We start from the raw sequence: 25,107 nt of genomic DNA, 5'->3' as shown, positions 1-25,107 counted from the left end.
CCCACACGAATTACTTGGTTAACTTTTTAAAGAGCGTTTGAGCTGTTGCTCAATCAAGGCCGCGTATTCTACATCGTTCCGCTGCCCTGTCAACCACTTTTTTCGAAGAATTTTTGAAGCAAATTTTCGAACACTTTCAAGTAGTTGCGTTCCTCGTGAACCGGTGTTGTCTGCCGTGTCCCTCAGAAGTGGTGCGCATTTTACAGCCCTCAGGAAAACTGTCAACGCCCATTTTCAATTTATTTTACCGGGCTTCGGTTTCCACCTATCGAGCTGTTCAGAATACAACCAGAACGACCAAAAATCACCCGGATTTTCACCCCTCACCATGGATTCAGGGATCAGGCTTTCAGAATTCGACCTTTATAGAGCTTGCTGCAGTGCGAGCTTTCTCCCGGGCATCCTCTATGGAGCTACCCAACGCCAGCGCTACCCCCATTCGCCTCCTGCCTTGTAATTCCGGTTTTCCGAACAGGCGTAGCTGGGTTCCCGGTTGTGCCAGGGCTTCTTCCAGGCCGGTATAGGAAACTTCTGTGGAGCTTCCCTCCGGCAGAATGACCGCCGACGCGCTGGGACCATTCTGTCGAACAACAGGAACGGGAATACCCAGTATGGCCCTGGCGTGGATAGCAAACTCGGACAGGTCCTGGGATACAAGCGTGACCAGTCCCGTGTCATGAGGGCGAGGTGAGACCTCCGAGAACCAGACGTTCTCACCCTTCACAAACAGCTCAACACCATAGATGCCGTAACCGCCGAGATCTTCCACCACAGCACGGGCGATCTCTTTTGAACGCTGTAATGCCAGGTCATTCATCGGCTGCGGCTGCCAGGATTCGCGATAGTCACCATCTTCCTGCCTGTGACCAATGGGCTCGCAGAAGGTTACCCCCTCTTTATGCCTCACCGTCAGCAAAGTAATCTCATAGTCGAAATCGACAAAGCCTTCGACGATTACCCTGCCCTTTCCTGCTCGGCCTCCGGTTTGTGCGTACTCCCAGGCTCTTTCAATATCGGCTTCGGTCTTTACTGTACTTTGCCCCTTGCCAGACGAACTCATCACTGGTTTTACCACCAAGGGAAGCCCGACTTCCGCAACCGCCTGCAAATATTCTTCCCGCGTACCCGCAAACCGATACGGTGACGTTGGCAACCCGAGCTCTTCCGCAGCCAACCGACGAATACCCTCACGATTCATCGTCAGGCTCACCGCCCGCGCACTGGGTATCACCCGATAACCTTCCTGCTCGAGCTTGACCAACTCCGGGGTGGCAATAGCTTCTATCTCCGGAACAATCAGGTTCGGGCGCTCTTTCTCGATGACGCTCCGCAAAGCCACAGGGTCCAGCATGTCGACAACATGGGAACGATGGGCCACCTGCATTGCCGGTGCATCGGCATATCGATCAATGGCGATCACTTCAACGCCGAAGCGCTGGAGCTCAATCACAACTTCCTTGCCCAATTCCCCGGAACCACAAAAAAGCACCCGGAACGAGTTGCTTTTAAGAGGTGTACCCAATCTGACGCTGGTCTTGGTGTTATCGGTCATCTTATAGAGCTACCTTTTGTTCACGTATTGCCACCAGTTTCAAAACTTCTCGGCGTTCATCGTCTGTCATGCGAGTCCAGTGAAGAATCTCGTCACTGGTACGATGGCACCCTATGCAAACATCGTTCTCGTCTAAGGCGCACACGCTTACGCAGGGTGAGCGCACCCGATCGGCCCTGTTCATTTCTGCTCCGGATCACACGCTTTAAGTTTCTCCAGGTAACGCGTGGCATTCTGAACATAATGCGCCACACTCATTTCCAACATTTTCTTCTGATTGTCGTTCAGTTCACGCTTGATCTTGCCAGGAGAGCCCACAACCATCGAACCATCCGGTATTTCCATACCTTCAGGAATCAGTGTATTGGCACCAATCAGGCAATGTTTGCCGATCTTTGCCCCATTGAGCACCACCGCATTTATGCCAATCAGTGAATAATCGCCGATATCACATCCGTGCAGCATCACCTTATGACCGACAGTAACACCCCGGCCGATGGTCAAAGGCAGCCCCGGATCGGTGTGCAACACCGATCCATCCTGAACGTTGGATTCAGGACCAACCGTGATGCACTCGTTGTCGCCCCGAATAACCACGTTAAACCAGACGCTACTTTTCTCCAGCAACCGGACATTGCCAATGATAACGGCGTTTTCAGCAACAAACTGACCATCGCCAACTACCTGGGGGCGCTTGTCTTCGAGCTCGTAAAACATATCAGCCTCCTTGAGGGGGTTCGAGCAGATCGATTCCGGCATCGTACACGGCGTTCATAAAGTCGACCAGAACAACCGCGGACAGCCCCCAGATCTGGTAACGCTCCCAGCGATAACAGGGCACATAAAAAGTGTGGTTCAGAAAACTGAGGGCATCGGTGCGCTCCCGCCTGTCTTCCAGAAAGAAGGAAAGCGGTACCCGAAACACGCTTTCTATTTCATAGGGATTGGGCACCACCGGATGATCGCCTGGAACAACCCCTACGTAGGGTGTTACAAGAATGCCGTAGCGTGACATGACCTGGCTTAATGGTGCGATGACGTCCACCTGGTCGGGAGGCAACCCGATTTCTTCATGGGTCTCTCTCAACGCAGTGGCCGCAAGCGACGAATCTTCGGGATCCCGCTTGCCGCCCGGATAAGACACCTGGCCACGATGGGTTTTCAGGTTGGCAGACCTCAAGGTGAAAATCATTTCCGGATTATTTTCATCATCCGTTACCGGCACCAGAATACCGGCTTCCGGATAATCCAGTGCCAGCTGTCGAGGGGCATAATTGGATAATTTTTCAGTTAATAGGTCTCGCACTCGCTACTCCAGTGGCATCCCGATTTTGCATGAGACACAGACAGCCGGGATCGTTAAACTGATCATCAACAGACACTCAGTATACGGGGAAACTAATGAAGTATTGCAGCACATGCGGCCATCCGGTCGAACAACGCATTCCGGAGGGTGACAACAGGCACCGCTACGTATGTGTCAGCTGCGAGACCATACATTACCAGAACCCGAGGATTGTGGCGGGTACAGTTCCGGTCTGGGAAGGCCAGATACTTCTATGCCGGCGCGCGATCGAGCCCCGTTACGGCTATTGGACCCTGCCCGCCGGTTTCATGGAAAATGCCGAGACAACCATTGAGGCTGCAGCGAGGGAAACGCTGGAAGAGGCCCTTGCCGACGTCACCATCGAAGGCCTTTACTCCATCATCGATGTGCCGCATATCAACCAGGTTCACATGTTCTATCGCGCCAGCCTTAAAGACGGGCAATTCGGCGCCGGAGAAGAATCCCTGGAGTCCCGCCTTTTCTCCCCCGGCGAGATCCCATGGGACGAGATATCGTTTCCAACCGTACGCAAAACCCTTGAGCTTTTTCTTATCGATATGGAGACAGAGCGGTTTGGCGTTCACGTCAGTGATATCCGCCACCCAATGGGAAAAAAAGCCTGACCGGCCGTCAAAGATCAACCAGCCGAAAGATCTCATAAGCCGGCTCTTCATAAGGATGTGCTTCCTTCAATGCGGCTAGCGCATCTCTTATGAGGCTGTCGTCGCACACTAACTCCACTTTATATTCCCGCACCGTTTCTAATTGCCCCTGCTGCCCCAGAAACGGATCGCTTCCCGCCAGCGGTCGGAACTGTCCCTGGCCTTCACATTGCCAGGCACAACTGTCGTATTCTCCAATTTTTCCGGCACCAACATCGAACAGTGCCTGCTTGGTTTGTTCCAGATGACTCTCAGGTACGAAGTAGCAAAATTTATACACGGACACCTCCCTGACTGATCAAATATCACCCAGCATTAGAGAATTCAAACTTACTCACAGATTCTGTGGATAACTCTGGGGAAAGTTTTTGGGAATCGTCCCCAAAGCCCCATGAATACTGGACTTCTCTTAAATTGCCGACATTTTCACCCATGATTTTATTTCCTTTAATATCAATAGGTTAAAGGTTTCGCACAAAAACTGAACTTAATTCTCAATGTTTGCTCACAGAACGGCCAGGGCGGCACCGGAAATGTGCATAAAGTTGTCTAGTCAAGCCCCGAGACAGCAAATTTACAGACTATTTTAGGGCATCAGGGGTTGAATTTGGGGTTGACATCAAAGGTACCGGCTTAACCAACCGACAATAAAAAAAGCCAGCCTCGACTCTCTTGGAAACAGAGACCGGAGGCTGGCTTTTCACTTCTCTTTTCAGCTGCGATTCAGCGAATCAACCAAACCACTTTCTGGCGTTGCGGAACATGCGCAACCAGGGACCATCTTCTTGCCAGGTATCCGGGCGCCAGGAGTGCTGAACGGCCCGGAACACCCGCTCCGGATGGGGCATCATGATGGTCACGCGACCATCCCGTGTGGTAATACCGGTAATACCAGACTCTGAACCGTTGGGGTTATAGGGGTAACGGGTCGTTTCCCGGCCACGGTTGTCGACATATCGGAGAGCAACCAATTCGTTATCCGACAGCGCCTTGGCTGACGTGCCGGAAGCGAACTCAACCCTCCCCTCACCGTGGGCAACCGCGATCGGCATACGGGAGCCAGTCATGCCATCCAGGAAGGCGGATGGTGAGGAAGTAACCTCAACCATCACCAAGCGCGCTTCGAACTGTTCTGACTGGTTTCGAACAAAGCGGGGCCAGCCCTCACTGCCCGGAATCAGCTCGTGCAGATTGGATAGCATCTGGCAACCATTGCAGACACCAAGGGCAAGGGTATCCTGGCGATTAAAGAACGCAGCAAACTGATCACGCACCCGGTCGTTGAACAGGATGGACTTGGCCCAGCCTTCACCAGCACCCAGCACATCACCGTAGGAGAAACCGCCACAAGCCACCAGACTCTGGAACTTCTCCAGGCTGATGCGACCGGATAGCAGGTCACTCATGTGAACGTCCGTCGCTTCAAAGCCTGCTCGGTCGAAGGCTGCCGCCATCTCAACCTGCCCATTTACGCCCTGCTCCCGCAACACCGCCACTTTCGGCCGTTTGCCGGTATTGATAAATGGTGCCGCGACGTCTTCATTCAGATCAAAGGTCAGATCAGCACTCAGCCCCGGATCCTCGGCATCGAGCAGGTTCTCGAATTCTTCCCGGGCACAGTCGGCATTGTCGCGAAGAGACTGAATGCGGTAGCTGGTTTCTGCCCAGAGGCGCTGCAGATCTGTGCGCGCCTCATCCAGAACCGGCTCTCCGGCAAACAACAACCGAACCCGATCCTTGTCATTCAGAGTACCAATGACACTGGTGTGATCTCCCAGCCCGGCACCGGAGAATTGCTGGAGAACGAAATCAGTGTCTTCACGGCGCACCTGGATAACCGCACCCAGTTCCTCATTGAAGAGTTCGCGGGCAAATTGGGATTCGTCTTCCGCGAGGCCATCCAGCTTGATATCGACACCGGTTCTGCCAGCAAAGCTCATTTCCGCAAGGGTGACGAACAGACCACCATCGGAACGGTCATGATAGGCCAGCAACTTGCCATCGGCGTTGAGGCCCTGAATAACCGCGAAAAATGCCTTGATATCCTCGGGGTCGTCCAGATCCGGCGCCACAGCACCCACCTGACGATAAACCTGCGCCAGCGCAGATCCGCCAAGACGGTTCTGACCAGCGGCCAGGTCAACAAGAATAAGATCCGTTTCACCGGCATCCGTGCGCAGCTGAGGTGTCTGGGTGCGGGCAACGTCGGTCACCGGAGCAAAACCGCTGACGATCAGCGACAGCGGCGCAGTGACGCTCTTCTGCTCGCCATTATCTTCTTCCCAGGCGGTTTTCATGGACATGGAGTCCTTGCCCACTGGAATGGTAATACCCAGCGCCGGGCACAACTCCATACCCACAGCGCGAACGGTCTCGTAAAGGTTCTCGTCCTCGCCCGGATGACCTGCAGCAGCCATCCAGTTGGCGGAAAGCCGGATATCCGACAGCTTTGCGATCGGCGCCGCCGCGAGGTTGGTGATGGTTTCGCCCACAGCCATTCGGCCAGACGCCGGCGCATCAATCACCGCAAGCGGTGTGCGCTCACCCATCGCCATGGCTTCACCGGTGCGCACATCAAAAGATGCTGCGGTTACCGCCACATCACTGACAGGAACCTGCCAGGGGCCCACCATCTGGTCCCGGGCCACCAGCCCGGTGATAGTCCGGTCACCGATGGTAATCAGGAAACTCTTGGAACCAACCGAGGGCAGACGCAGAATCCGCCGAACGGCATCGTGAAGATCAATTTTCGTGGAATCGAAAATCGGCTTGGTAAAGGAGGAACGGCTAACACTGCGATGCATGCGTGGGGGCTTGCCGAAAAGCACTTCCATCGGCAGATCCACGGGCTTGTCGTTGAAGTAGGAATCACCCAGCTCCAGATGATGTTCCTCGGTCGCCTCACCAATCACTGCATACGGGCAGCGCTCGCGACGACACAGAGCATCGAAAAGATCCAGGTTTTCAGGCGCAACCGCCATAACGTAACGTTCCTGAGACTCGTTACACCAGATCTCCAGGGGCGACATGCCCGGTTCGTCACTGGGAATATCCCTAAGCTCAAATTTGCCGCCACGGCCACCGTCCTTGACCAGCTCCGGCATGGCATTGGACAAGCCGCCGGCCCCGACATCGTGAATGAAGCAGATCGGGTTTTTGTCGCCCATCTGCCAGCAACGGTCGATAACTTCCTGGCAACGCCGTTCCATTTCAGGGTTGTCGCGCTGTACCGAAGCGAAATCCAGATTCTCATTACTGGAACCGGAGTCCATGGAAGAGGCTGCGCCCCCGCCAAGGCCAATCAGCATGGACGGACCACCCAGCACGATAAGCTTGGCGCCGACCGGAATATTGCCCTTCTCTACGTCCTGCTCGCGAATGTTGCCCAGACCACCGGCAATCATGATCGGCTTATGATACCCACGGACCTCTTCACCGGCGGCGCCAGGCACCTTCTCTTCAAAGGTCCGGAAGTAACCGGCCAGGTTAGGACGGCCGAATTCGTTGTTAAAGGCCGCCCCACCAATGGGGCCTTCAATCATGATATCCAGGGGAGAGGCAATCCGGTCCGGCTTGCCATAGCCGATTTCCCAGGGTTGCTCGTCGCCGGGAATATTCAGGTTGGAAACGGTGAAACCGGTGAGACCGGCTTTCGGCTTGGAACCACGACCGGTCGCGCCTTCATCCCGGATTTCGCCACCAGAGCCTGTGGCCGCGCCGGAAAAGGGGGCAATCGCAGTCGGGTGGTTGTGGGTTTCCACCTTCATCAGGATATGCACCGGCTCCCGGTTATAGCCGTAGACACCCGTGTCCGGATTCGGGAAGAAGCGACCGGCTTCGCTGCCGGCGATCACCGCGGCGTTGTCCTTGTAGGCCGACAGCACGCCCTCGCTGTTCATCTCGAAGGTATTGCGAATCATCGCGAACAGGGACTTTTCCTGGCCTTCCCCATCGATATCCCAGGACGCGTTGAAAATCTTGTGGCGGCAGTGCTCAGAGTTGGCCTGAGCAAACATCATCAGCTCAACATCCGTCGGATCCCGCTCCAGGCCGACAAAGGATTTGACCAGGTAATCAATCTCATCGTCCGCCAGCGCCAGGCCCAACCGGCCATTTGCTTCCACCAGGGCATCCCGGCCACCAGACAACACCGGTACCCGTCCCAGAGAGCGAGGCTCTTCGTGGCTGAACAGAAGTTCTGCGCCGCCCATCTCGTGGAACACTTTCTGAGTCATACGATCGTGGAGAAGTGCTGCGATCTGCTCGCGCTGCTCCAGGCCAAGTTTCTTGCTGGCCTTTACATAGTAGGCAATGCCGCGCTCAATTCGGCGAATCTGCCGGAGGCCACAATTACGGGCGATATCCGTCGCCTTGCTGGACCATGGCGATAACGTGCCCGGCCTCGGAACCACCAGGAATAAAATCCCATCCGGCTGCTCAACCTGGACACTGGGACCATAGGTAAGCAGGCGATCCAGGATGGCCTGTTCCGAATCGGAAAGGTCGGCATCAAGATCCACAAAGTGCATGAACTCGGCATACACATGTTCTACACCCGGCACCATTTCCTGTATACGGGAATGCAGTTTGCGGGAACGAAAAGGCGAGAGCGCTGGCGCGCCGCGAAGTTCAAGCATGATATCAACCTGTATCGCGCGAATCGGGGGACGTCTGAAAGGCCGCAATGATACTTGAAACCGACTTCAGGTTACAGCGGAAGCTGGCCTCTTTCCGCGGTGTAAAATTGACATTCTTTTGCACAGTTATTAACCAGACCAATTGACCATTTCGCCCTCAGCAGTGATCATTGAGACTATGCATGGAAAGCAAGAAGCATCAAAAAGCAGGAGCATGGGAGCACCTCCCGGACCATCCTGACCATTGAGCGTGTAGCGGAGAGCAGGGATTTGTCACGATTTATCAGCACTTTCCGACGCAGTAGTGCGCAGTTGAGCATTGTATTGGCAGTTCTCCTTGCCACAGGCTGCTCGCAGCCCACAACGCTGCAGGAAATCCGGGAAGAAGGCGTTTTGCACGTCATCACCCGGGTTGCGCCTTCTATCTATTACCAGGATCGGGAACAGGACACCGGCTACGATTACGAGCTGGCCAGACTGTTTGCCGACGAACTCGGGGTTGAACTGCGAGTTCGGGTTGCCGACGACAATTCTGAAATCCTCTCTGTCCTGTCCAGAAACTACGCACACATCGGTCTGGCTGGCCTGACACAACGGCCCGACTTTGGCGAGCAGTACCGCTCGGTGCCCATAGGTGTCGCCGCGCAATCGGTTATCGTCTATAACAAAGAAGTTCCAGCACCGGAATCACTGGAAGATCTCGCCTCCGAAACCATCCATATGCTGGCCGACAGCAACCATGAGCACCTTGTTGCTGATCCCGGGAACGAGGCTGGCCCCATCATTCAGAAACATCCGGGGCTGGATGCTGCCGGTCTTCTGGCCCGGGTGGAAAGCGGGGAATTCGGCTATGCGGCGGTGGCTTCCAATGAGCTGGATCTGAACCACGTCTTCTTCCCAAAGGTTTACGAAGCGTTCGCACTGAACGAGTCCACTGATCTTGTCTGGCTGTTTCCAACCGCTCAGGACGATACCCTGGTGCAGGCCGCCGAAGCCTTCATGGAAAGGATGAACAACAACGGCACCATGGCCCAGCTCGCGGAACGGTTCTACGGCCACCTGGACAGACTGAATTACGTCGGCGCCCGAACCTTCATGCACCATGTTGAGAACCGCCTGCCCCGCTATCAGTCACTGTTCCAGGATTATGCCGAGGAATCCGGCATGGACTGGCGCCTGCTGGCCGCCATCGGGTACCAGGAATCCCACTGGCGCCCCAACGCCGTCTCCCCCACCGGAGTACGCGGTCTGATGATGCTCACCCGCACCACCGCCAATTATATCGGCATTAATAACCGACTGGATGCCGAGGAAAGTATTGAGGGCGGGGCCCGCTATTTCCGGATGGTGCACGGGCGCATCCCGGAACGAATTCCGGAGCCGGATCGCACCTGGTTTGCGCTTGCGTCCTACAACGTCGGCTTTGGACATCTTGAAGATGCCCGACGCCTGGCTGAATCCGCCGGAAAAGACCCGGACCGATGGATGGATGTGAAGGAATTTCTGCCGCTGCTGGCACAGAAAGAGTGGTACACCAAAACCCGGTTCGGGTACGCACGCGGGCACGAACCGGTGGTTTACGTGCAGAATATCCGACGGTATTACGACGTTCTGGTCCGGATTACCGAACCGGACGCACCTTCAGCGCCCGGGCTTGAAGATCAACTGGCCTGGCTTGGCGACAACGAAGCTGGCTCCGATGCCCCGGCCAGCGAGTCTCAGCCGGATCTTCGCGCTGATCTGCCTCCGGAACTACGGTTGATACCGCCGACACTCTGAATCAGTCATCATCCGGTCCCGCGCTCAAGGCATGCTCGGATTGAGATGATGAAAATCCACGCCGGGCCAGAAATCGGGCCTGGCGGAGCTTTTCAGGCAGATCCTCCTGCACATCAGCCAGTCCGAACCGTTTATCACGGGCCCGGACCGCTCTCCGGCACCACTCTTCTTCTGCGACGGACGACAGACACGCCGGAGTCTGATTCACTCCACGCTGCTGCAGTTCGGCCAGTATTCGCAGCGGCCCGTAACCCGCCTCGATGCGTTGGCGGGTATAGATCTCCGAGAACCGGTCGTCATCCAACCAGCCTTCACACTCATACTCATCCAGCACCGGGTCAAAAACATCCGGTGGAATCCTGCGCTGCCGCAGCTTGAGCGCCAGTTCATACCGGCTGTGCTCCCGGCGGGCCAGCAGGCGCAGCGCTACCGAACGAGCCTGGTATTCCGGATCGTCATGTTTTTGATCTTTTGCCATACAGGCCCTTTCCGCGATGACTTGCAAAACGATAGACTTAGCGTCCCGGGGCACCCCCGCAAACACACTACCCGAAACAGACACCTGATCGGGCCGGAAGGCGGAGATACTCTGCCGCCACCGCAAACTGGTTGCAATCCCAAGGATACCGTTTATGGCTGCATTCATTCAGAAATTGTTCAAGAACCGCAAAACCCTCTCACCCGTAAGCGACAAGGCATCCGAAAAACAGCAAAGCAACCAACCAACCGAAGAAGACAACCGACAGCAGTTGCGCCAGCAGCAGGAACGCCAGCTTGACGCCAGCCCTGAGCAATCGGAACTCGCGGCTCTGGCAATAGAAGGTGTGACCTCCGCCATTCGATTGCAGGCAGCGAGCCAGATTAACCAGGAAGAGCACCTACAGGCGGTGCTGAAACAGGCAAAAGGCCGCGATAAAAGTGTTTACCAGACTGTCAAACAGTCACTTCAAACCCTGAAGGAACAACAGGCCAGCGAAGCGGCCATACAGCATCGCATCACTGAACTGGTCAGCCAGGCACAGGAGCAGGCCAGAAGCGAAGACACCAAGCTCTACGAGGCCCGACTGAACGCTCTCCAGGACCACTGGCAAAGCGTTGAAAACAAGGCCAGCGCAGAGCAGACCCAACAATTCCTGCAAGCGGTCCACCAGATTCGTGAACGCCAGAAGCAACTGGATGAGACGCGCCAGGAAGAGCAGCGGCACCTTGATCAGAAGCAGCAACGGCAGGAAACGCTGGAACTGCTGCAGCAAACCCTGAACCAGCTTAAAGCCGCAGCGCCCTCTGGACTTCCCTCAGAATCTGCCCTCGATGCGTTGCAGAAAACCCAGGAAAACCGATGGCTGGAAGCCACGCGGGACACCCAGGTGGACAAACAGGAGCAGAAGCAATACGAACAGGCCATGCTGGCTCTGCGCAACTACCTTGGTGCGGTGCGGCGCCTGAATCTGGCACGACCACAAATCGGTGAGCTGGAAAGCAACGATATCGACAGCCCTCAGGCTGTCGCAAAAGCACTGCTTCAGGAAGTGGCCTGGCCGCAGGGTTTCCCGCTACCCCAGGCCCTTGCAGAACTGCGGGCCCTGGCCGGCAAGCCGCGCGCCCAGCCCACGTCAGACGGAACCCGGGAACAGCAGCAAGCAAATGCGGCCGCTCTCAATACCACACTGCCCAAACTGGAAGCCGCCCTGGAAGCAAAACAGTTCCGTGAATCCCGCCAGCTCCTGAAAACAGCCCAGAACCAGTTTCAGGCGCTTGATGATCGCCACCGCAAGAACGTCCAGGCCAAGATGCAGTTACTTGCCGGCCAGTTCCGGGAACTGAGCGATTGGCAGGGATTCGCCACCGAGCCCAAGCAGGTCTCTCTGTGCGAACAGATGGAATATCTGGCGGAACAACCGATGGAGCCGGAGGCCAAGGCAGAGCGAATCAAAGAACTGCAGAACGAATGGCGAGAACTCGGCGGCTCGTCCGACCGAACCCTCTGGAATCGTTTCAAAGCGGCGTCCGATCAGGCCTATGAGCCCTGCAAAGCCTACTTCGAGGCAAAAGCCGATCTCAAACAGGCCAATCTGCAGAAACGGGAAGCCATCTGTGAGGAACTTGAACGCTTCCTCGCGCAGGCAGACTGGACCAGTATTGACTGGAAAGGTGCCGAACGGATTCATCAGACCGCCCGTCAGGAATGGAAAGCGGCCTGGCCGGTAGACTTCCGGGATAACCGCCAGGTACAGAAGCGGTTTGACGACCTGCTGAAGAACCTGGAGCGGCCCCTGGACGAGGAGCGACAGAAAAACGAGGCCGCCAAACAGGCGATTGTCGAGCGGGCTCAGGCGTTGATTGACCATGAACCTCTTCAGGAGGCCATGGATCAGGCCAAAGCCCTGCAATCGGAATGGAAGCGTATCGGTATCACCCGCCACCGCGAAGATCGCAAGCTCTGGCAGGCGTTCCGCCAAGCCTGCGACCAGATCTTCGAGCGACGCGATGCCCAGCGGTCTGCACAGCAACAAGCGACCGAGAAGGCTGACGCCGACGCTCGCGCAGTGGTTGCCAAATACCGCGATCTCGGCACAGAGGCTGACGATGCGCTGATCAATGAAGCCAAAACCGAACTCAGGCCGTTAGCCGATATGCCGCTTTCACGACCGGTTCGGGGCGAAGTACAAGACCTTCGTCAGCATCTGACAGAGCTGGGGCAGCGCAAAAAGCTGAAAGCCAGACTGGATAACTGGAAGACTCTGATCAAAGAGCGTGTGAGTGGCGCCATTGCCCCGGAACAGGTTCCTTCAAACTGGCAGAATCTGGTTAACGGCGCGACCTCTCTTACAGGTAGAGACCTGGTGATCAGGGCGGAGATCGTTGCCGGCCAGGAGACTCCGGACTCAGACCAGGGACGGCGTATGGAAATCCAGGTTCAGCGTCTGGCCGAAGGTCTGGGTGGTGGCGATCAAACCACACCTGAGCAGGAACTGGAAAGGCTGATCGCACTCTGGTGCCTGCACCCGGAGATGAACGACCAGAGCGCAGAACATGCTGGTCGACTGGTTCAGGCTTTGGAAAGCCGCCTGCAGCACTAAAGCATCATTCTCTCTGATGCTGCCTTACAAAATCCCTGGCTTGCCTGACCGCAGCCAGGGATTTTTCTTTCATCTCCTTTAATTCCTCATCGGCAAGGTAGAACATCATATCGATGGTGTGCCGATAGTACCTGGCCGGCAAACGATTCAGAGCCACACACATCACGTCGGTCAGATAATCCGCTGTGTCCGACTCCTCCCGGGTCGCATCGATCGCATCCAGCACCAGCCTTTCGTAGAAATTATCGATAGCATCTCTCAGAGACATGGTTACACCTGCCTACTTTATAGGATCAATCTTTATTCAAGATAGAAGTCACAAGCGTTTGTGTCATTGTCCCTGAGCAATTTCGCCAATGGGATTGGCAGCGGCTGTCATTACCGAGGACTACACTGAACCGCTATGGTTATCACTCTTTGAAAACAAGCCCGGATAACAATCAGAGGAACAGATATGACCACCGAGGCGTACATTTTCGATGCCGTTCGCACCCCCCGCGGCCGCGGCAAGAAAGATGGTTCACTGCACAGCGTTAAGCCGATCACGCTGCTCACTACCGTGCTCAAGGCTCTGGAAGAGCGTAACCGGCTCGACACTTCTCAGGTAGATGATGTCGTCATGGGCTGCGTCACCGCCGTGGGTGACCAGGGCGCGGATATCGCCAAGACGGCGGCACTGGCCGCTGATTGGGATGAGAAAGTCGCCGGCGTAACCCTGAACCGCTTCTGCGCCTCCGGCCTGGAAGCCGTGAACCTGGCCGCCATGAAAGTGCGCTCCGGGTGGGAAGACATGGTGGTTGCCGGTGGTGTAGAAGCAATGTCGCGCGTACCCATGGGTTCCGATGGAGGGGCCTGGGCGACCGACCCGGAAACCAACCTGCATACAGGTTTCATGCCTCAAGGTATCGGCGCCGACCTGATCGCTACTCTGGAAGGCTTCACTCGTGAAGATGTCGATGGCTTTGCCGTGAAGTCCCAGCAAAAAGCCGCCAACGCCTGGGAAAAGGGTTATTTCGCCAAATCCATCGTGCCGGTTACTGATCAGAACGGCGTGGTTATACTGGACCGGGACGAGCATGTTCGCGGCAACACTACCGTGGAATCCCTGGCAGGCCTCAAGCCCTCGTTCCAGATGATGGGCGAGATGGGCTTTGACGGCGTCGCCCGGGAAAAATACCACTACGTGGAGAAGATCAACCACGTGCACCACGCCGGCAACTCCTCCGGCATTGTCGACGGTGCCACCGCCATGCTGATTGGCAGCGAAGCCAAGGGCAAGGAGCTCGGCCTCAAGCCACGCGCCCGCATCGTTGCCACTGCGGTTACCAGCACAGACCCCACCATTATGCTCACCGGCCCTGCCCCGGCTGCCCGCAAGGCACTGGAGAAAGCCGGTATGACGGTGGACCAGATCGACCTGTTTGAAGTGAACGAAGCCTTCGCGTCGGTGGTGATGCGCTTCCAGAAAGAGTTGTCCGTTCCGGACGAGAAAGTGAATGTGAACGGCGGCGCCATCGCCATGGGCCACCCACTGGGTGCCACCGGCGCCATGATCCTCGGCACCCTGCTGGATGAACTGGAACGCCGTGAACTGCGCTACGGCCTGGCCACGTTGTGCGTGGGCGGCGGCATGGGCATTGCCACCATCATCGAGCGCGTCTGAACGCCACTTTCATATAAAAGGAACCGACCATGAGTGCCATCAAATACGACCTGGGTTCAGACCAGATTCTGACCCTGACCATCGACATGCCGGGCCAGTCCGCCAACACCATGAATGGCGAGTTTCGAACTGCACTGACCGAAGCCGTCAATAAGGTCAAAAGCGACCTGGATAATGTCAAAGGCATTATCATTGCCTCCGCCAAGAAAAGCTTCTTTGCCGGCGGCGACCTGAATGAGCTGTACACAGTGACCCGCGAACAGGCCAAAGAGTTTGAAGACATGGTCAACGGCCTGAAAGCCGACATGCGGGTGCTGGAAACCTGTGGCAAACCTGTGGTGGCGGCTATCAACGGCACCGCTCTGGGTGGTGGCCTGGAACTCGCCCTGGCCTGCCATCATCGCGTTGCCATTGATGATGACCGGACCCAACTGGGCTTACCGGAAGTCACCCTGGGCCTGCTGCCCGGCGGTGGCGGCACCCAGCGACTGCCCCGGATGATTGGCCTGGAAGCCGCCTTCCCATTCCTGATGGAGGGTAAGAAGGTAAATCCAAAAGCCGCTCTGAAGGCCGGTATCGTGGATGAGCTCGCCAGCTCACCGGAAGACATGATCGCCAAGGCCGGGGCCTTCATCGAAGCCAATCCCAGGTGCCAGCAACCCTGGGATCAGAAAGGCTTCCGCTTCCCCGGCGGAGCTCCGCACCATCCGGCCATGGCCCAGAAACTGGCCATTGCACCGGCCATGCTCAAACAGAAGACCAAAGGCTGCTATCCGGCACCGGAACGGATTCTGGCAGCAGCGGTGGAAGGCGCCCAAGTGGATTTCGACAATGGCAGCCTGATTGAAACCCGTTACTTTGCCGAGCTGGCCACCGGCCAGGTGGCCAAAAACATGACGGGCACTTTCTGGTTCCAGCTCAACGCCATCAAGGCCGGCGGCAGTCGCCCGGATGGCGTAGAAAAGGAAAGCTTCAAGAAAGTCGGCGTACTGGGTGCAGGCATGATGGGCGCTGGTATCGCCTACTCCACTGCCAGCCGCGGCATTGAGGTGGTGCTGAAGGATGTCTCGGTTGAAAACGCCGAGAAAGGCAAAAGCTATTCCGAAAATCTCCTGGCGAAGAAAGTCAGTCGCGGCCGCATGACCGAAGCCCAGAAAGACGAAGTGTTGGCCCGCATCAACGCCACCGCCTCTGCCGACGACCTGGAAGGTTGCGACCTGATCATCGAGGCAGTCTTTGAAGACAGCGATCTGAAGGCAAAGGTTACCCAGGAATCCGAGCCGAAAATGGTCGCTAACGGCATCTTTGCCTCCAACACCTCCACCATCCCCATCACCCAGTTGGCCCAGGCCTCGGCCAAGCCGGACAACTTTATCGGCCTGCACTTCTTCTCCCCGGTGGACAAGATGCAACTGGTGGAAATCATCGTCGGCGAGAAAACCTCCGATGACACCCTGGCCCGGGCGTTCGATTACGTGCAGCAGACAGGCAAGATTCCCATTGTGGTGAACGACAGCCGCGGCTTCTTTACCTCTCGGGTATTTGGCACCTTCGTGAACGAAGGTATCAGCATGCTGGCCGAGGGCATTCACCCCTCAAGCATCGAGAATGCCGGACTGCTGGCCGGCATGCCGGTAGGACCGCTGGCCATCTCTGACGAAGTCAGCATGACCCTGATGCAGCACATCCGCGCCCAAAGCAAGAAAGACACGGAAGCCGCCGGCGGTACCTGGCAGCCGCATCCGGCCGAAGCCGTCATCGATGCCATGGTGGATACCCACGGACGCAAGGGCAAAGCCGCCGGTGCCGGTTTCTACGAGTATCCGGAGAAGGGCAAAAAATACCTGTGGCCGGAACTGGAGAACCTGTTCGTGGACCAGGACAAGGCACGCCGTGTGCAGCTGCAGGATCTGAAAGATCGCATCCTGTTCATGCAGGCCATCGAGACCATCCGCTGTCTTGAGGAGGGTGTGCTGAGAACCGTGGAAGACGCCAACATTGGCAGCATCTTCGGTATTGGCTACGCGCCCTGGACCGGCGGTGCCATCCAGTTCGTCAACCAGTATGGCGTTCGGGCCTTTGCGGAGCGGGCGCAGCAGCTGGCAGACCAGTACGGTGAGCGATTCACGCCGCCATCGCTGTTGCTTCAGAAAGCCGAACGCAACGAAACCTTTAGCTGACCCTGCCGGCCGGAGGGCCCAAACCCTCCGGCCACCTCTGCCCTCACACTCCCGACAGTTTTCTTCCGGTCACACGCCCCCATAGTTAGCCTCAGGCTGAAACGTATATGGACATATTGTCACGAAGCTATACCCCTGGCCTATGGCAACAGGTGTAGCGGTTGCCTACAATAAATCGAACAGTCACGGGTATTCACCCCCATTGTCATTGGTGGCGATTCCCAGTAGCTTCAGGTATGCATTTATGACCATTGCGGAAAACTCCATGCAGCGCCCTTCCCTGACTTCCCTCACCCGGAAAGCAGGCGCGGTCACGGCTCTGGCCCTGGGCCTCCTTGTCTCCGGCGCCTACGCAAAGATTGACGACTCCGCCAGGTATGAGCCGGTTGCGCCCACTATTGACCAGGCCCGCGCCAATATTCTGATTGCCCGGCAGCTGCAGTTCACGCATTTCCGCAATCTCGGCATCAGCGACGAACTGTCCGGCGATGTTTTCGATGCCTACCTGAATTACCTGGACAGCCAGAGAATCTACCTGACCCAGGAAGACATTGATGCCCTCTCCCGGGTCAAGAAACACCTGGGGTCAGCGCTCAAAACCGGCCAACTCCAGCCTGGCTTTGATATTTACAACCTGGTTCAACAGCGGGTTATCGAACGCCTGAAGTTCGCCCTGGGGCTCATTGACAACGGTATTGAGCAACTGGACTTCGCTGCCGATGACAGGATTCGCGTCGACCGTTCCGAGGCGCCCTGGGAGGCAAACCAGGCCGCTCTGGACGAGCTCTGGACGAAGCGTATTAAAAACGCGGTTCTGGCCCAGAGACTGAACGGCGCAGACGATGAAGCGATCGAAGAGACGCTGCGCCGCCGCTATGAAGGGCAACTCAAACGCGCGTACCAGGCCCGCAGCGAAGATGCATTCCAGGCTTACATGAATGCCTTTACCGGTATGTGGGACCCTCACACGTCCTACTTTTCGCCCCGAACCTCCGAGAACTTCAACATCAACATGAGTCTCTCGCTGGAGGGCATCGGCGCGGTACTGCAATCCGATAACGAGTACACCAAGGTAGTGCGCCTGGTACCCGGTGGCCCGGCCTCCAAGCAGGGTCAGCTGCAGCCTGCCGACCGCATCGTCTCGGTTGCCCAGGGTGATGAAAAGCCTGTAAACGTGATCGGCTGGCGCCTGGACGAGGTGGTGGATCTGATCCGCGGCCCCCGTAATTCCACCGTAACCCTGGAAGTAATCCCGGCCAACGCCAGCGACGAGACCATCACCCGCACCATCGCCATCAAGCGCGACGAGGTGAAGCTGGAGGAGCAAAGCGCCAGCAAAGACGTGATTGAACTGGACCGAAACGGCGAGACCTATCGTATCGGGGTCATCAATATCCCCACCTTCTACGCCGATTTCCAGGCCATGCAGGCTGGCGATCCAAATTACAAAAGCACCACCCGCGACGTGCGTAAACTGATTGAGGAACTCAAGGCCAGCGGCGTGGATGGCGTGGTCATGGATCTTCGTAATAACGGCGGTGGCGCACTGCACGAAGCCAACGACCTGGTTGGCCTGTTTATCGACGAAGGCCCCACGGTCCAGATCCGTAACGCCAACAACGATGTTCAGGTACTGGAAGACGAGGATCCGTCCGTGGTCTACGACGGCCCTCTGGTGGTGCTGGTCAACCGGATGAGCGCCTCCGCCTCTGAAATTTTCGCCGGCGCTATCCAGGATTATGGTCGAGGCCTGGTGGTTGGCTCCCAAACCTTCGGCAAAGGCACGGTTCAGGCCGTTCGGCCACTGAACCACGGTCAATTGAAAATCACCCAGTCCAAGTTTTACCGGGTTTCCGGCGGTTCCACCCAGCACAAAGGGGTGATTCCAGACATCGAAATCCCGTCGCGCATCGATAAAACCCGAATTGGTGAGGACGCTCTGGACCACGCCCTGCCGTGGGACCAGATTGAGGCCGTTCCCCATGCCCGCTATTTCGACTTTACCGGCGTGATTGACGAACTGCGGAATCGCCACGAAGAGCGGTTCGCCACCAACCCGGAGTTCAAGCTGCTGCAGAAGGAAATCGAGTTCCTTAACCGCCAGCGGCAGATGGATTACGTTAGCCTTAACGTGGACGAGCGCAAGAACCAGCACAACCAGATCGAGCAGACCCGCCTGACCATCGCCAATGCCCGCAGGGAACTGAAGGGCGAAGAACCTTTTGAAGACCTGGAAGCTCTGGAAGACTGGCAGGATCAACAGGCGGCAGATCTGGACAACACCGACGAAGAACTGGATTTCGTCATCCAGGAAGGCGGGCACATCATGGCCGACCTGCTGGAGCTGGATCAACGTATGGCGTCCATTCTGATGCCCACCCAGTTTGCGGCCAAGACTGAGGCACCATAAATCATGGCTGGGCAGCCGTCCGGGGAAAGCGGTCAGAGTACCCAACAGCGTGCCCGGGTGTTCCGGGACATGCTACTGGACGCCCTGCACGCCATGTATTCCATGGACGAAGCTGAGGGCCTGGAATCCTCTGGCCCGAAAGATAAAACCCCAGACGGTATGCTGGAACGTATAGCCGGGTTGACGGGTTCGGCACTTCGCCTGGGCGCCCGGGCAACCGACACGTCCCTGCGGGTCGGTCGGGCCCTGATTAACTCTCAGGATCAGTTGCGGGCCATGCTGACAGCCGGCCAATCGCTGAAAGACATACGGGAAGTTGCGGGCCTCACGCTCTCGGAAATGAGTGAAGCCCTGAACCTCAAAGACAAGTCTTTGCTGGAAGCCATTGAAAATGGCACCTCCACCCTCTCCTTCGAGCTGATCCTGAGACTCGCCGCCCTGGTGGCCCGCAACGATCCGATCCCGTTTATCATGCGCACCACCCGCAACTATAATCCCGAGGTGTGGCAGATACTCAACGATTGGGGCATAGGCCGGATTCCGCTCCAGTTCGAGCGGGAACGGGAATTCATCAACATCTTCCGCCGGCACGACGATGCCAGAAACCTGTCGGATGAAGGCTTCCGCAAAGTGCTGGAATTTACCCGCCAGAGCTTTGAAATGTCGCTGCATTTTATAGAACAGCAGGAAAAGGAAGTGGCAGAACTGAAAGCTGGCATGAAGACCGCCGAGCCAGCGCCGGACAAGCCGGCAACCAGCTCCGGGGCAAAACGGAATATCAGGTAAACAGCGCCCGCATTCCGGTGATGTTGGGGTTACGCACTGCGCCCTTCTCGGTCACGATGGCATCAATCAGGCTGGCCGGTGTCACGTCGAAGACCGGATTGAAGACCTGAACGCCGGCGGGCGCCAGGGGAATCCCGCGGATTTCACGCACCTCGGTGCCCTCCCGCTCTTCGATCGGAATATCCTTGCCGGACTCCAGCGACATATCGACGGTGCTGGAGGGAGCCACCACCATAAACCCGATCTTGTGGTGCCGCGCCAGGACCGCCAGGTTATAGGTACCAATCTTGTTCGCCACATCACCGTTGGCAGTTATCCGGTCGGCACCCACAACAATCCATTTAACCTTGCCGGAAGCCATAATGGCCGCTGCCGCGCCATCGGCATTGAGCGTAACGGGAATATGGTCACGGGTCAGCTCCCAGGCGGTTAGCCGGCTGCCCTGAAGCCAGGGCCGGGTTTCGTCGGCATAGACCCGTTTCAGCAGTTTTTCCTCGTGCAAACGGCGAATCACCCCCAACGCGGTACCGTATCCTCCGGTGGCAAGTGCACCGGTGTTACAGTGGGTCAGCACTGCGACAGGCTTGTCGGGATTCATCACCTCCAGAGCAAAATCCGCCATGGCCAGGTTGGCCGCCAGGTCATCCTCATGCAGACGAACAGCCTCTGCCGCCAGCCGATCAGTGGCTTCGTCCAGAGAATGACAGGCGTGGAACACCTTTTCCATGCGCTCCAGCGCCCAGAACAGGTTCACCGCCGTAGGCCGGGATTTCGCCAACACTCGAATAGCCTGTTTGATCTCGGCCTGCCAATCGCCTCCGCCTGCGTGGCGGGCTGCCAGGGCCACCCCGTACGCAGCACTGATGCCGATGGCCGGTGCCCCACGCACCACCATATCCGTTATGCACTGGGCCACCGCCGAGGCACCATCCGCAACAATCCAGTGCTCCTCTGCCGGGAGCAGGCGTTGATCCAGCAATTCCAGCCTGTCCCCGTGCCAGCGCATTGCCACCGTCCCGATGGAACGATTGGAAGATCGACCTGCCATAAAAAACTCCCGAACCAAAGAAAAACAGCGAGTATAGCCCTATCAAACCAGATTGACTGCCCTGATTTGAAGAGGCTTGATGAATGTCTGGAAAATCGCAGCACAGCGGCCGCCACCGGGGTAGTTCTGCCTGACCGCGCTGGTTATACTTGCCCATTGAATTTCAAGGCGCCTCCGGTGCCCCGAACCCGCAAGGCAGGTTAATGACGGCAGAAACCATCACCGCAGCCGATACCCGAATCAACGCCCGCTGGCTGATTCCCGTCGAACCCTTCGGGGTTGTCCTTGAACACCAGGCCGTGATCCTTCAAGGCAGCCGAATTCTGGCGATCGTGCCGCAGGCTGAGGCAGACCAGAGTTATCGCACCCGGGAAACCCTCGACCTGAACAGGCATGTTGTCCTGCCCGGGCTGATCAACCTGCACGGCCACACCGCCATGTCCCTGTTCCGGGGCCTGGCTGACGACCTGCCATTGATGACCTGGCTGAATGATCATATCTGGCCTGCAGAGGGCAAGTTTGTCAGCGAGCAGTTCGTGGCAGACGGCACGCGCCTGGCCATGGCAGAGATGCTCCGCACCGGCACCACCACGTTTTCGGATATGTACTTCTTCCCGGAAGTGACTGCCCAGGCAGCCCACGACACCGGCATGCGTGCACAGATCTGCTTTCCCCTGCTGGATATGCCCACGGTATGGGGTTCAGGGCCAGAAGAATACCTGCGCAAAGGTGCGGACCTTATTGAACAATGGCAGCGGGATGACTACATCATGCCTGCCATTGGGCCCCACGCCCCTTACACCGTTTCCGACGGTCCTCTGGGTGCCGCCGTGGAATTAGCGCAGCAAACCGGTGCCGCCATTCAACTGCATTTGCACGAAACCGCCTTTGAAGTAGCGGAAGCGGTAAAAGCCAGCGGGCAGCGACCACTGGCGCGTATGGCAGACCTGGGTGTTCTCGGCGCCAATACGCAGTGTGTACACATGACCCAGATCGACGAATCCGACCTGGCTCATCTGAAAAAGACCGGCGCCCATGTTGTCCATTGCCCGGAGTCCAACCTGAAACTGGCGAGCGGGTTCTGTCCGGTGCAGAAACTGCTGGATCACGATATCAATGTCACCATCGGTACCGATGGGGCCGCGAGCAACAACGATCTGGATCTGTTCGGTGAACTGAAAACCGCCGCAATGGTAGCCAAGGCTGTGGCGGACGATGCGGCAGCCCTGTCGGCTCACAAAGCGCTGGAAATGGCGACCCTCAGTGGTGCCCGAGCCCTGGGGCGGGACCACGACATCGGCTCCCTGGTGGCGGGCAAACTGGCAGATCTGATCGCCGTCGACTTGAGCGACCCCTATCTGCAGCCTGTCTACGACCCCGCTTCGCACCTGGTCTACAGCAACCACGGCCGGGCAGTAAGCCACAGCTGGATTCATGGCGTTCCACAATTACAGGATGGCAGACTAACCCGCATCGACGTACCAGATCTGGTTCTGCGGGTGAACGAATGGCGCAAACAGATTCTCAGCTGATTATCCGGAGTAACCCCGAACATGAACAACCAGAACGTAGACCAGAACGAGATTGCCAAATTCGAGGCGCTCGCCAGCCGCTGGTGGGACCCCACCAGCGAGTTCAAGCCACTGCACGACATCAACCCGTTGCGGCTGAATTACATCGACGAGCGCGTCTCGCTGGCCGGCAAACGGGCTCTGGACGTTGGCTGCGGCGGCGGTCTGCTGTCCGAGGGCATGGCACTTCGGGGCGCCCATGTTACCGGTATCGACATGGGCGAAGCGCCATTGTCGGTGGCCAAGCTCCATGGCCTGGAGTCCGGCGTGAAGGTGGACTATCGCCAGACCACCATTGAGGAACTGGCGCGGGATCCTGAACATGCCGGCCAGTATGACGTGGTTACCTGTCTGGAAATGCTCGAACATGTACCCGACCCGGCATCGGTTATTCGAGCCTGCGCCAGTATGCTGAAACCCGGCGGCCACCTGTTCGTGTCGACCATCAATCGCAACCCCAAGTCGTTCCTCTTTGCCATTGTCGGTGCCGAATACGTTCTGAACTTATTGCCCAAGGGCACCCATGAGTGGAAGAAGTTTATCCGTCCATCGGAGATGTCTGACCATCTTCGCCATGCCGGGCTGGAAGTCCGCGAGCTCACCGGCATGACCTACAACCCTATCACCAAGGTGTACAAGCTTGGGCGGGATGTAGACGTCAATTACCTGATGCATGCCCGGGATACCCGTGAAGACTGAGCAGACACCGGCGGCGGTGCTCTTCGACCTGGACGGCACCCTGATTGACACCGCCCCGGATTTCATCCGCTGCCTGAACCAGCTCCGACAGCAACACGGCATGCCGGCATTGCCCGCAGAACAGATCCGGCGCTCGGTTTCCAACGGCGCCCGGGCGATGATTCGGGTGGGATTCGGGCTGGAGCCCGAACACGAGGGTTATCCTGAAAAGCACACGGCCTTTCTCGATCTCTATGAAACCGGTGTGGCCGTTGAAACCACCCTGTTCCCGGGCATGGACGAGTTGCTGAGCAGCCTTGAGAGCCGGGGCATTCCCTGGGGGATTGTCACCAACAAGCCCGCACGCTTCGCAGTGCCCCTGATCGAAGCCCTGGGCCTGGCGCAACGCTGTGCCGCCCTGATTTGCCCGGACCATGTGGCTGAACGCAAGCCGCACCCGGAGTCACTGCTGCTGGCCTGCCGTCAGATTCAGGTGGAACCGATAAAATCTGTTTATGTCGGTGATCATGAACGGGACATTGAAGCGGGCCGGAACGCTGGAATGCACACCATCGCGGTGCGTTACGGCTACATAGAGCAACCGGAGACCGTTGACCTGTGGCAAGCCGACCGCATCGCCGATACCGTCAGCGACCTGACAAAGCTGTTACAATAGCGCCCAATTATTTTCGACCGGGCTGGCCAAGGCCCGGTCCGGCCTGATTTACGGAGACAGGTTATGCAAGATTACCAGGCACCCGCCGATCTTCTGAAAGACCGCATTGTCATGGTAACCGGTGCCGGCAGTGGTATCGGACGCGCTGCCGCCAAAGCCTATGCTGCCCATGGCGCCACCGTCATTCTGGTTGGGCGCACGGTCTCGCGGCTGGAGGAAGTCTACGACGAGATTGAAGCCGCTGGCCACCCCAAACCTGCCATCGTGCCTATGAACTTTGAAGGGGCGGCGGTCAAGGATTATGAAGAGCTGGCCATGACCCTGGAAGACAATTTCGGTCGCCTGGATGGCCTCCTGCACAATGCCGGCATTCTGGGTGCTCGCAGCCCGGTTGAGCTGTACGATCCGGAAACCTGGAACAAGGTCATGCACGTGAATGCCACAGCGCCATTCCTGCTGAGCCGGGCGATGATTCCGCTGCTGCGCAAATCCGATGACGCCTCCATGATCTTTACCTCTTCCGGCGTTGGCCGGCAGGCACGGGCATACTGGGGCGCCTACGCCGTCTCCAAGTTTGCCGTTGAGGGCCTGGCCCAGTTACTCGCCGACGAACTGGACGACGAGCGCCACAATATCCGGGTAAACAGCCTGAACCCGGGCGCGACTCGCACAGGCATGCGGGTGCTGGCCTACCCGGCGGAAGATCCGAAGAAAAACCCGGACCCGGAGCAGCTGATGCCCGTTTACCTGTATCTGATGGGCCGGGACAGCAAAGGCGTTCATGGCCAGCAAATTGACGCGCAGCCGAAAAAATAATGGAACTGCTTTTTTACACCACAACCCAGTGCCATTTGTGCGAACTGGCAGAGGCGCTGCTGGTCAGCACCCCGATGCCCGAGCCCATTCCGGTGGATGTGGTGGACATTGCCCAGTCCGAAGCCCTGGTGGAGCGCTACGGCACCCGCATCCCGGTGCTGCGCCGCAACGACACCGGGGCTGAGCTGGACTGGCCGTTCACCAGGGACCAGTTACTCACGTTTCTGCAATGAGGATCCTCT

The 25,107-nt window shown here is 57.4% G+C and carries 21 protein-coding genes; 12 read left to right on the top strand and 9 right to left on the bottom strand.

The window, feature by feature from the left end; genetic code table 11:
- Positions 1 to 349: 349 nt before the first annotated feature.
- Genes purT through C7436_RS18000 form a run of 4 tightly spaced genes read right to left on the bottom strand, consistent with a single transcriptional unit; the run spans position 350 to position 2,858 of the window.
- A complete protein-coding gene (gene purT / locus C7436_RS18015) occupies positions 350 to 1,552 on the bottom strand; it encodes a formate-dependent phosphoribosylglycinamide formyltransferase (RefSeq protein WP_121208662.1) in 1,203 nt (400 codons plus the stop codon).
- A 1-nt stretch (position 1,553) separates the two neighbouring features.
- Positions 1,554 to 1,736 (bottom strand): DUF1289 domain-containing protein, encoded by a 183-nt coding sequence (locus tag C7436_RS18010; protein ID WP_011785938.1) that lies wholly within the window; start codon positions 1,734 to 1,736, stop codon positions 1,554 to 1,556.
- Positions 1,733 to 2,269, bottom strand: a complete 537-nt coding sequence (locus tag C7436_RS18005; protein WP_121208661.1) for a gamma carbonic anhydrase family protein — start codon at positions 2,267 to 2,269, stop codon at positions 1,733 to 1,735. Before C7436_RS18005 ends, C7436_RS18010 begins: the two co-directional genes overlap by 4 nt.
- A gap of 1 nt (position 2,270) precedes the next feature.
- The gene (locus C7436_RS18000) at positions 2,271 to 2,858 is read right to left on the bottom strand and encodes an NUDIX hydrolase (RefSeq protein WP_022992909.1); all 588 of its coding nucleotides are present in this window, start codon (positions 2,856 to 2,858) and stop codon (positions 2,271 to 2,273) included.
- A 95-nt stretch (positions 2,859 to 2,953) separates the two neighbouring features.
- Here C7436_RS18000 and C7436_RS17995 point away from each other — a divergent pair, with 95 nt between their 5' ends.
- The gene (locus tag C7436_RS17995; RefSeq protein ID WP_011785941.1) at positions 2,954 to 3,502 is read left to right on the top strand and encodes an NUDIX hydrolase; all 549 of its coding nucleotides are present in this window, start codon (positions 2,954 to 2,956) and stop codon (positions 3,500 to 3,502) included.
- 7 nt (positions 3,503 to 3,509) lie between these two features.
- Here the strand turns inward: C7436_RS17995 and C7436_RS17990 are convergent, their stop codons facing one another.
- Both C7436_RS17990 and purL read right to left on the bottom strand, forming a co-directional pair.
- Positions 3,510 to 3,821, bottom strand: coding sequence for a YqfO family protein (locus C7436_RS17990; RefSeq protein ID WP_014421945.1), 312 nt, complete (start codon positions 3,819 to 3,821; stop codon positions 3,510 to 3,512).
- 451 nt (positions 3,822 to 4,272) lie between these two features.
- A complete protein-coding gene (gene purL, locus C7436_RS17985) occupies positions 4,273 to 8,178 on the bottom strand; it encodes a phosphoribosylformylglycinamidine synthase (RefSeq protein WP_113880553.1) in 3,906 nt (1,301 codons plus the stop codon).
- Positions 8,179 to 8,448: 270 nt separating this feature from the next.
- On the opposite strand from purL, the gene mltF reads away from it, so the two are divergent.
- The gene (mltF, locus tag C7436_RS17980; protein ID WP_121208660.1) at positions 8,449 to 9,957 is read left to right on the top strand and encodes a membrane-bound lytic murein transglycosylase MltF; all 1,509 of its coding nucleotides are present in this window, start codon (positions 8,449 to 8,451) and stop codon (positions 9,955 to 9,957) included.
- 1 nt (position 9,958) lies between these two features.
- On the opposite strand, the gene C7436_RS17975 is transcribed toward mltF, so the two are convergent.
- A complete protein-coding gene (locus tag C7436_RS17975; RefSeq protein WP_121208659.1) occupies positions 9,959 to 10,435 on the bottom strand; it encodes a regulatory protein RecX in 477 nt (158 codons plus the stop codon).
- 154 nt (positions 10,436 to 10,589) lie between these two features.
- Here C7436_RS17975 and C7436_RS17970 point away from each other — a divergent pair, with 154 nt between their 5' ends.
- The gene (locus tag C7436_RS17970; RefSeq protein WP_121208658.1) at positions 10,590 to 13,037 is read left to right on the top strand and encodes a DUF349 domain-containing protein; all 2,448 of its coding nucleotides are present in this window, start codon (positions 10,590 to 10,592) and stop codon (positions 13,035 to 13,037) included.
- Between the two features lie 4 nt (positions 13,038 to 13,041).
- Here C7436_RS17970 and C7436_RS17965 read toward each other — a convergent pair whose 3' ends face one another.
- Positions 13,042 to 13,305, bottom strand: coding sequence for a late competence development ComFB family protein (locus C7436_RS17965; RefSeq protein WP_014421950.1), 264 nt, complete (start codon positions 13,303 to 13,305; stop codon positions 13,042 to 13,044).
- A gap of 186 nt (positions 13,306 to 13,491) precedes the next feature.
- On the opposite strand from C7436_RS17965, the gene C7436_RS17960 reads away from it, so the two are divergent.
- From C7436_RS17960 to C7436_RS17945, 4 genes are all read left to right on the top strand, one after another.
- Positions 13,492 to 14,700: an acetyl-CoA C-acetyltransferase gene (locus tag C7436_RS17960; protein WP_121208657.1), complete on the top strand. Its 1,209-nt coding sequence runs from the start codon at positions 13,492 to 13,494 to the stop codon at positions 14,698 to 14,700.
- Between the two features lie 29 nt (positions 14,701 to 14,729).
- A complete protein-coding gene (locus C7436_RS17955) occupies positions 14,730 to 16,880 on the top strand; it encodes a 3-hydroxyacyl-CoA dehydrogenase NAD-binding domain-containing protein (RefSeq protein ID WP_121208656.1) in 2,151 nt (716 codons plus the stop codon).
- Positions 16,881 to 17,124: 244 nt separating this feature from the next.
- Positions 17,125 to 19,290, top strand: coding sequence for a carboxy terminal-processing peptidase (locus tag C7436_RS17950; RefSeq protein ID WP_121208655.1), 2,166 nt, complete (start codon positions 17,125 to 17,127; stop codon positions 19,288 to 19,290).
- A 3-nt stretch (positions 19,291 to 19,293) separates the two neighbouring features.
- Complete coding sequence (locus C7436_RS17945; RefSeq protein ID WP_014421954.1) at positions 19,294 to 20,076, top strand: helix-turn-helix domain-containing protein; 783 nt, start codon at positions 19,294 to 19,296, stop codon at positions 20,074 to 20,076.
- Here the strand turns inward: C7436_RS17945 and mtnA are convergent.
- Positions 20,069 to 21,124 carry an S-methyl-5-thioribose-1-phosphate isomerase gene (gene mtnA / locus C7436_RS17940; protein WP_121208654.1) on the bottom strand — a complete coding sequence of 352 codons (1,056 nt, stop codon included), beginning with the start codon at positions 21,122 to 21,124 and terminating at the stop codon, positions 20,069 to 20,071. The genes C7436_RS17945 and mtnA overlap by 8 nt on opposite strands.
- A 203-nt stretch (positions 21,125 to 21,327) precedes the next feature.
- Between mtnA and C7436_RS17935 the strand changes: the two genes are divergently transcribed.
- The 5 genes from C7436_RS17935 (at position 21,328) to C7436_RS17915 (ending at position 25,098) form a co-directional block, all read left to right on the top strand.
- A complete protein-coding gene (locus C7436_RS17935; RefSeq protein WP_121208653.1) occupies positions 21,328 to 22,656 on the top strand; it encodes a TRZ/ATZ family hydrolase in 1,329 nt (442 codons plus the stop codon).
- A gap of 21 nt (positions 22,657 to 22,677) precedes the next feature.
- Positions 22,678 to 23,394: a bifunctional 2-polyprenyl-6-hydroxyphenol methylase/3-demethylubiquinol 3-O-methyltransferase UbiG gene (gene ubiG / locus C7436_RS17930; RefSeq protein WP_014421957.1), complete on the top strand. Its 717-nt coding sequence runs from the start codon at positions 22,678 to 22,680 to the stop codon at positions 23,392 to 23,394.
- The gene (gene gph, locus C7436_RS17925) at positions 23,384 to 24,049 is read left to right on the top strand and encodes a phosphoglycolate phosphatase (protein ID WP_211329896.1); all 666 of its coding nucleotides are present in this window, start codon (positions 23,384 to 23,386) and stop codon (positions 24,047 to 24,049) included. Before ubiG ends, gph begins: the two co-directional genes overlap by 11 nt.
- Positions 24,050 to 24,112: 63 nt before the next feature.
- Positions 24,113 to 24,865 carry a YciK family oxidoreductase gene (locus C7436_RS17920; RefSeq protein ID WP_023008813.1) on the top strand — a complete coding sequence of 251 codons (753 nt, stop codon included), beginning with the start codon at positions 24,113 to 24,115 and terminating at the stop codon, positions 24,863 to 24,865.
- A complete protein-coding gene (locus C7436_RS17915) occupies positions 24,865 to 25,098 on the top strand; it encodes a glutaredoxin family protein (RefSeq protein WP_011785957.1) in 234 nt (77 codons plus the stop codon). The genes C7436_RS17920 and C7436_RS17915 overlap by 1 nt, the downstream gene beginning before the upstream one ends.
- Positions 25,099 to 25,107 lie beyond the last annotated feature (9 nt).

It is taken from the genome of Marinobacter nauticus, from assembly GCF_003634635.1.
Classification (GTDB): Bacteria; Pseudomonadota; Gammaproteobacteria; order Pseudomonadales; family Oleiphilaceae; genus Marinobacter; species Marinobacter nauticus.
Note: the sequence above shows the minus strand (reverse complement) of the source record. Positions and strands in the feature narration are given on the sequence as shown.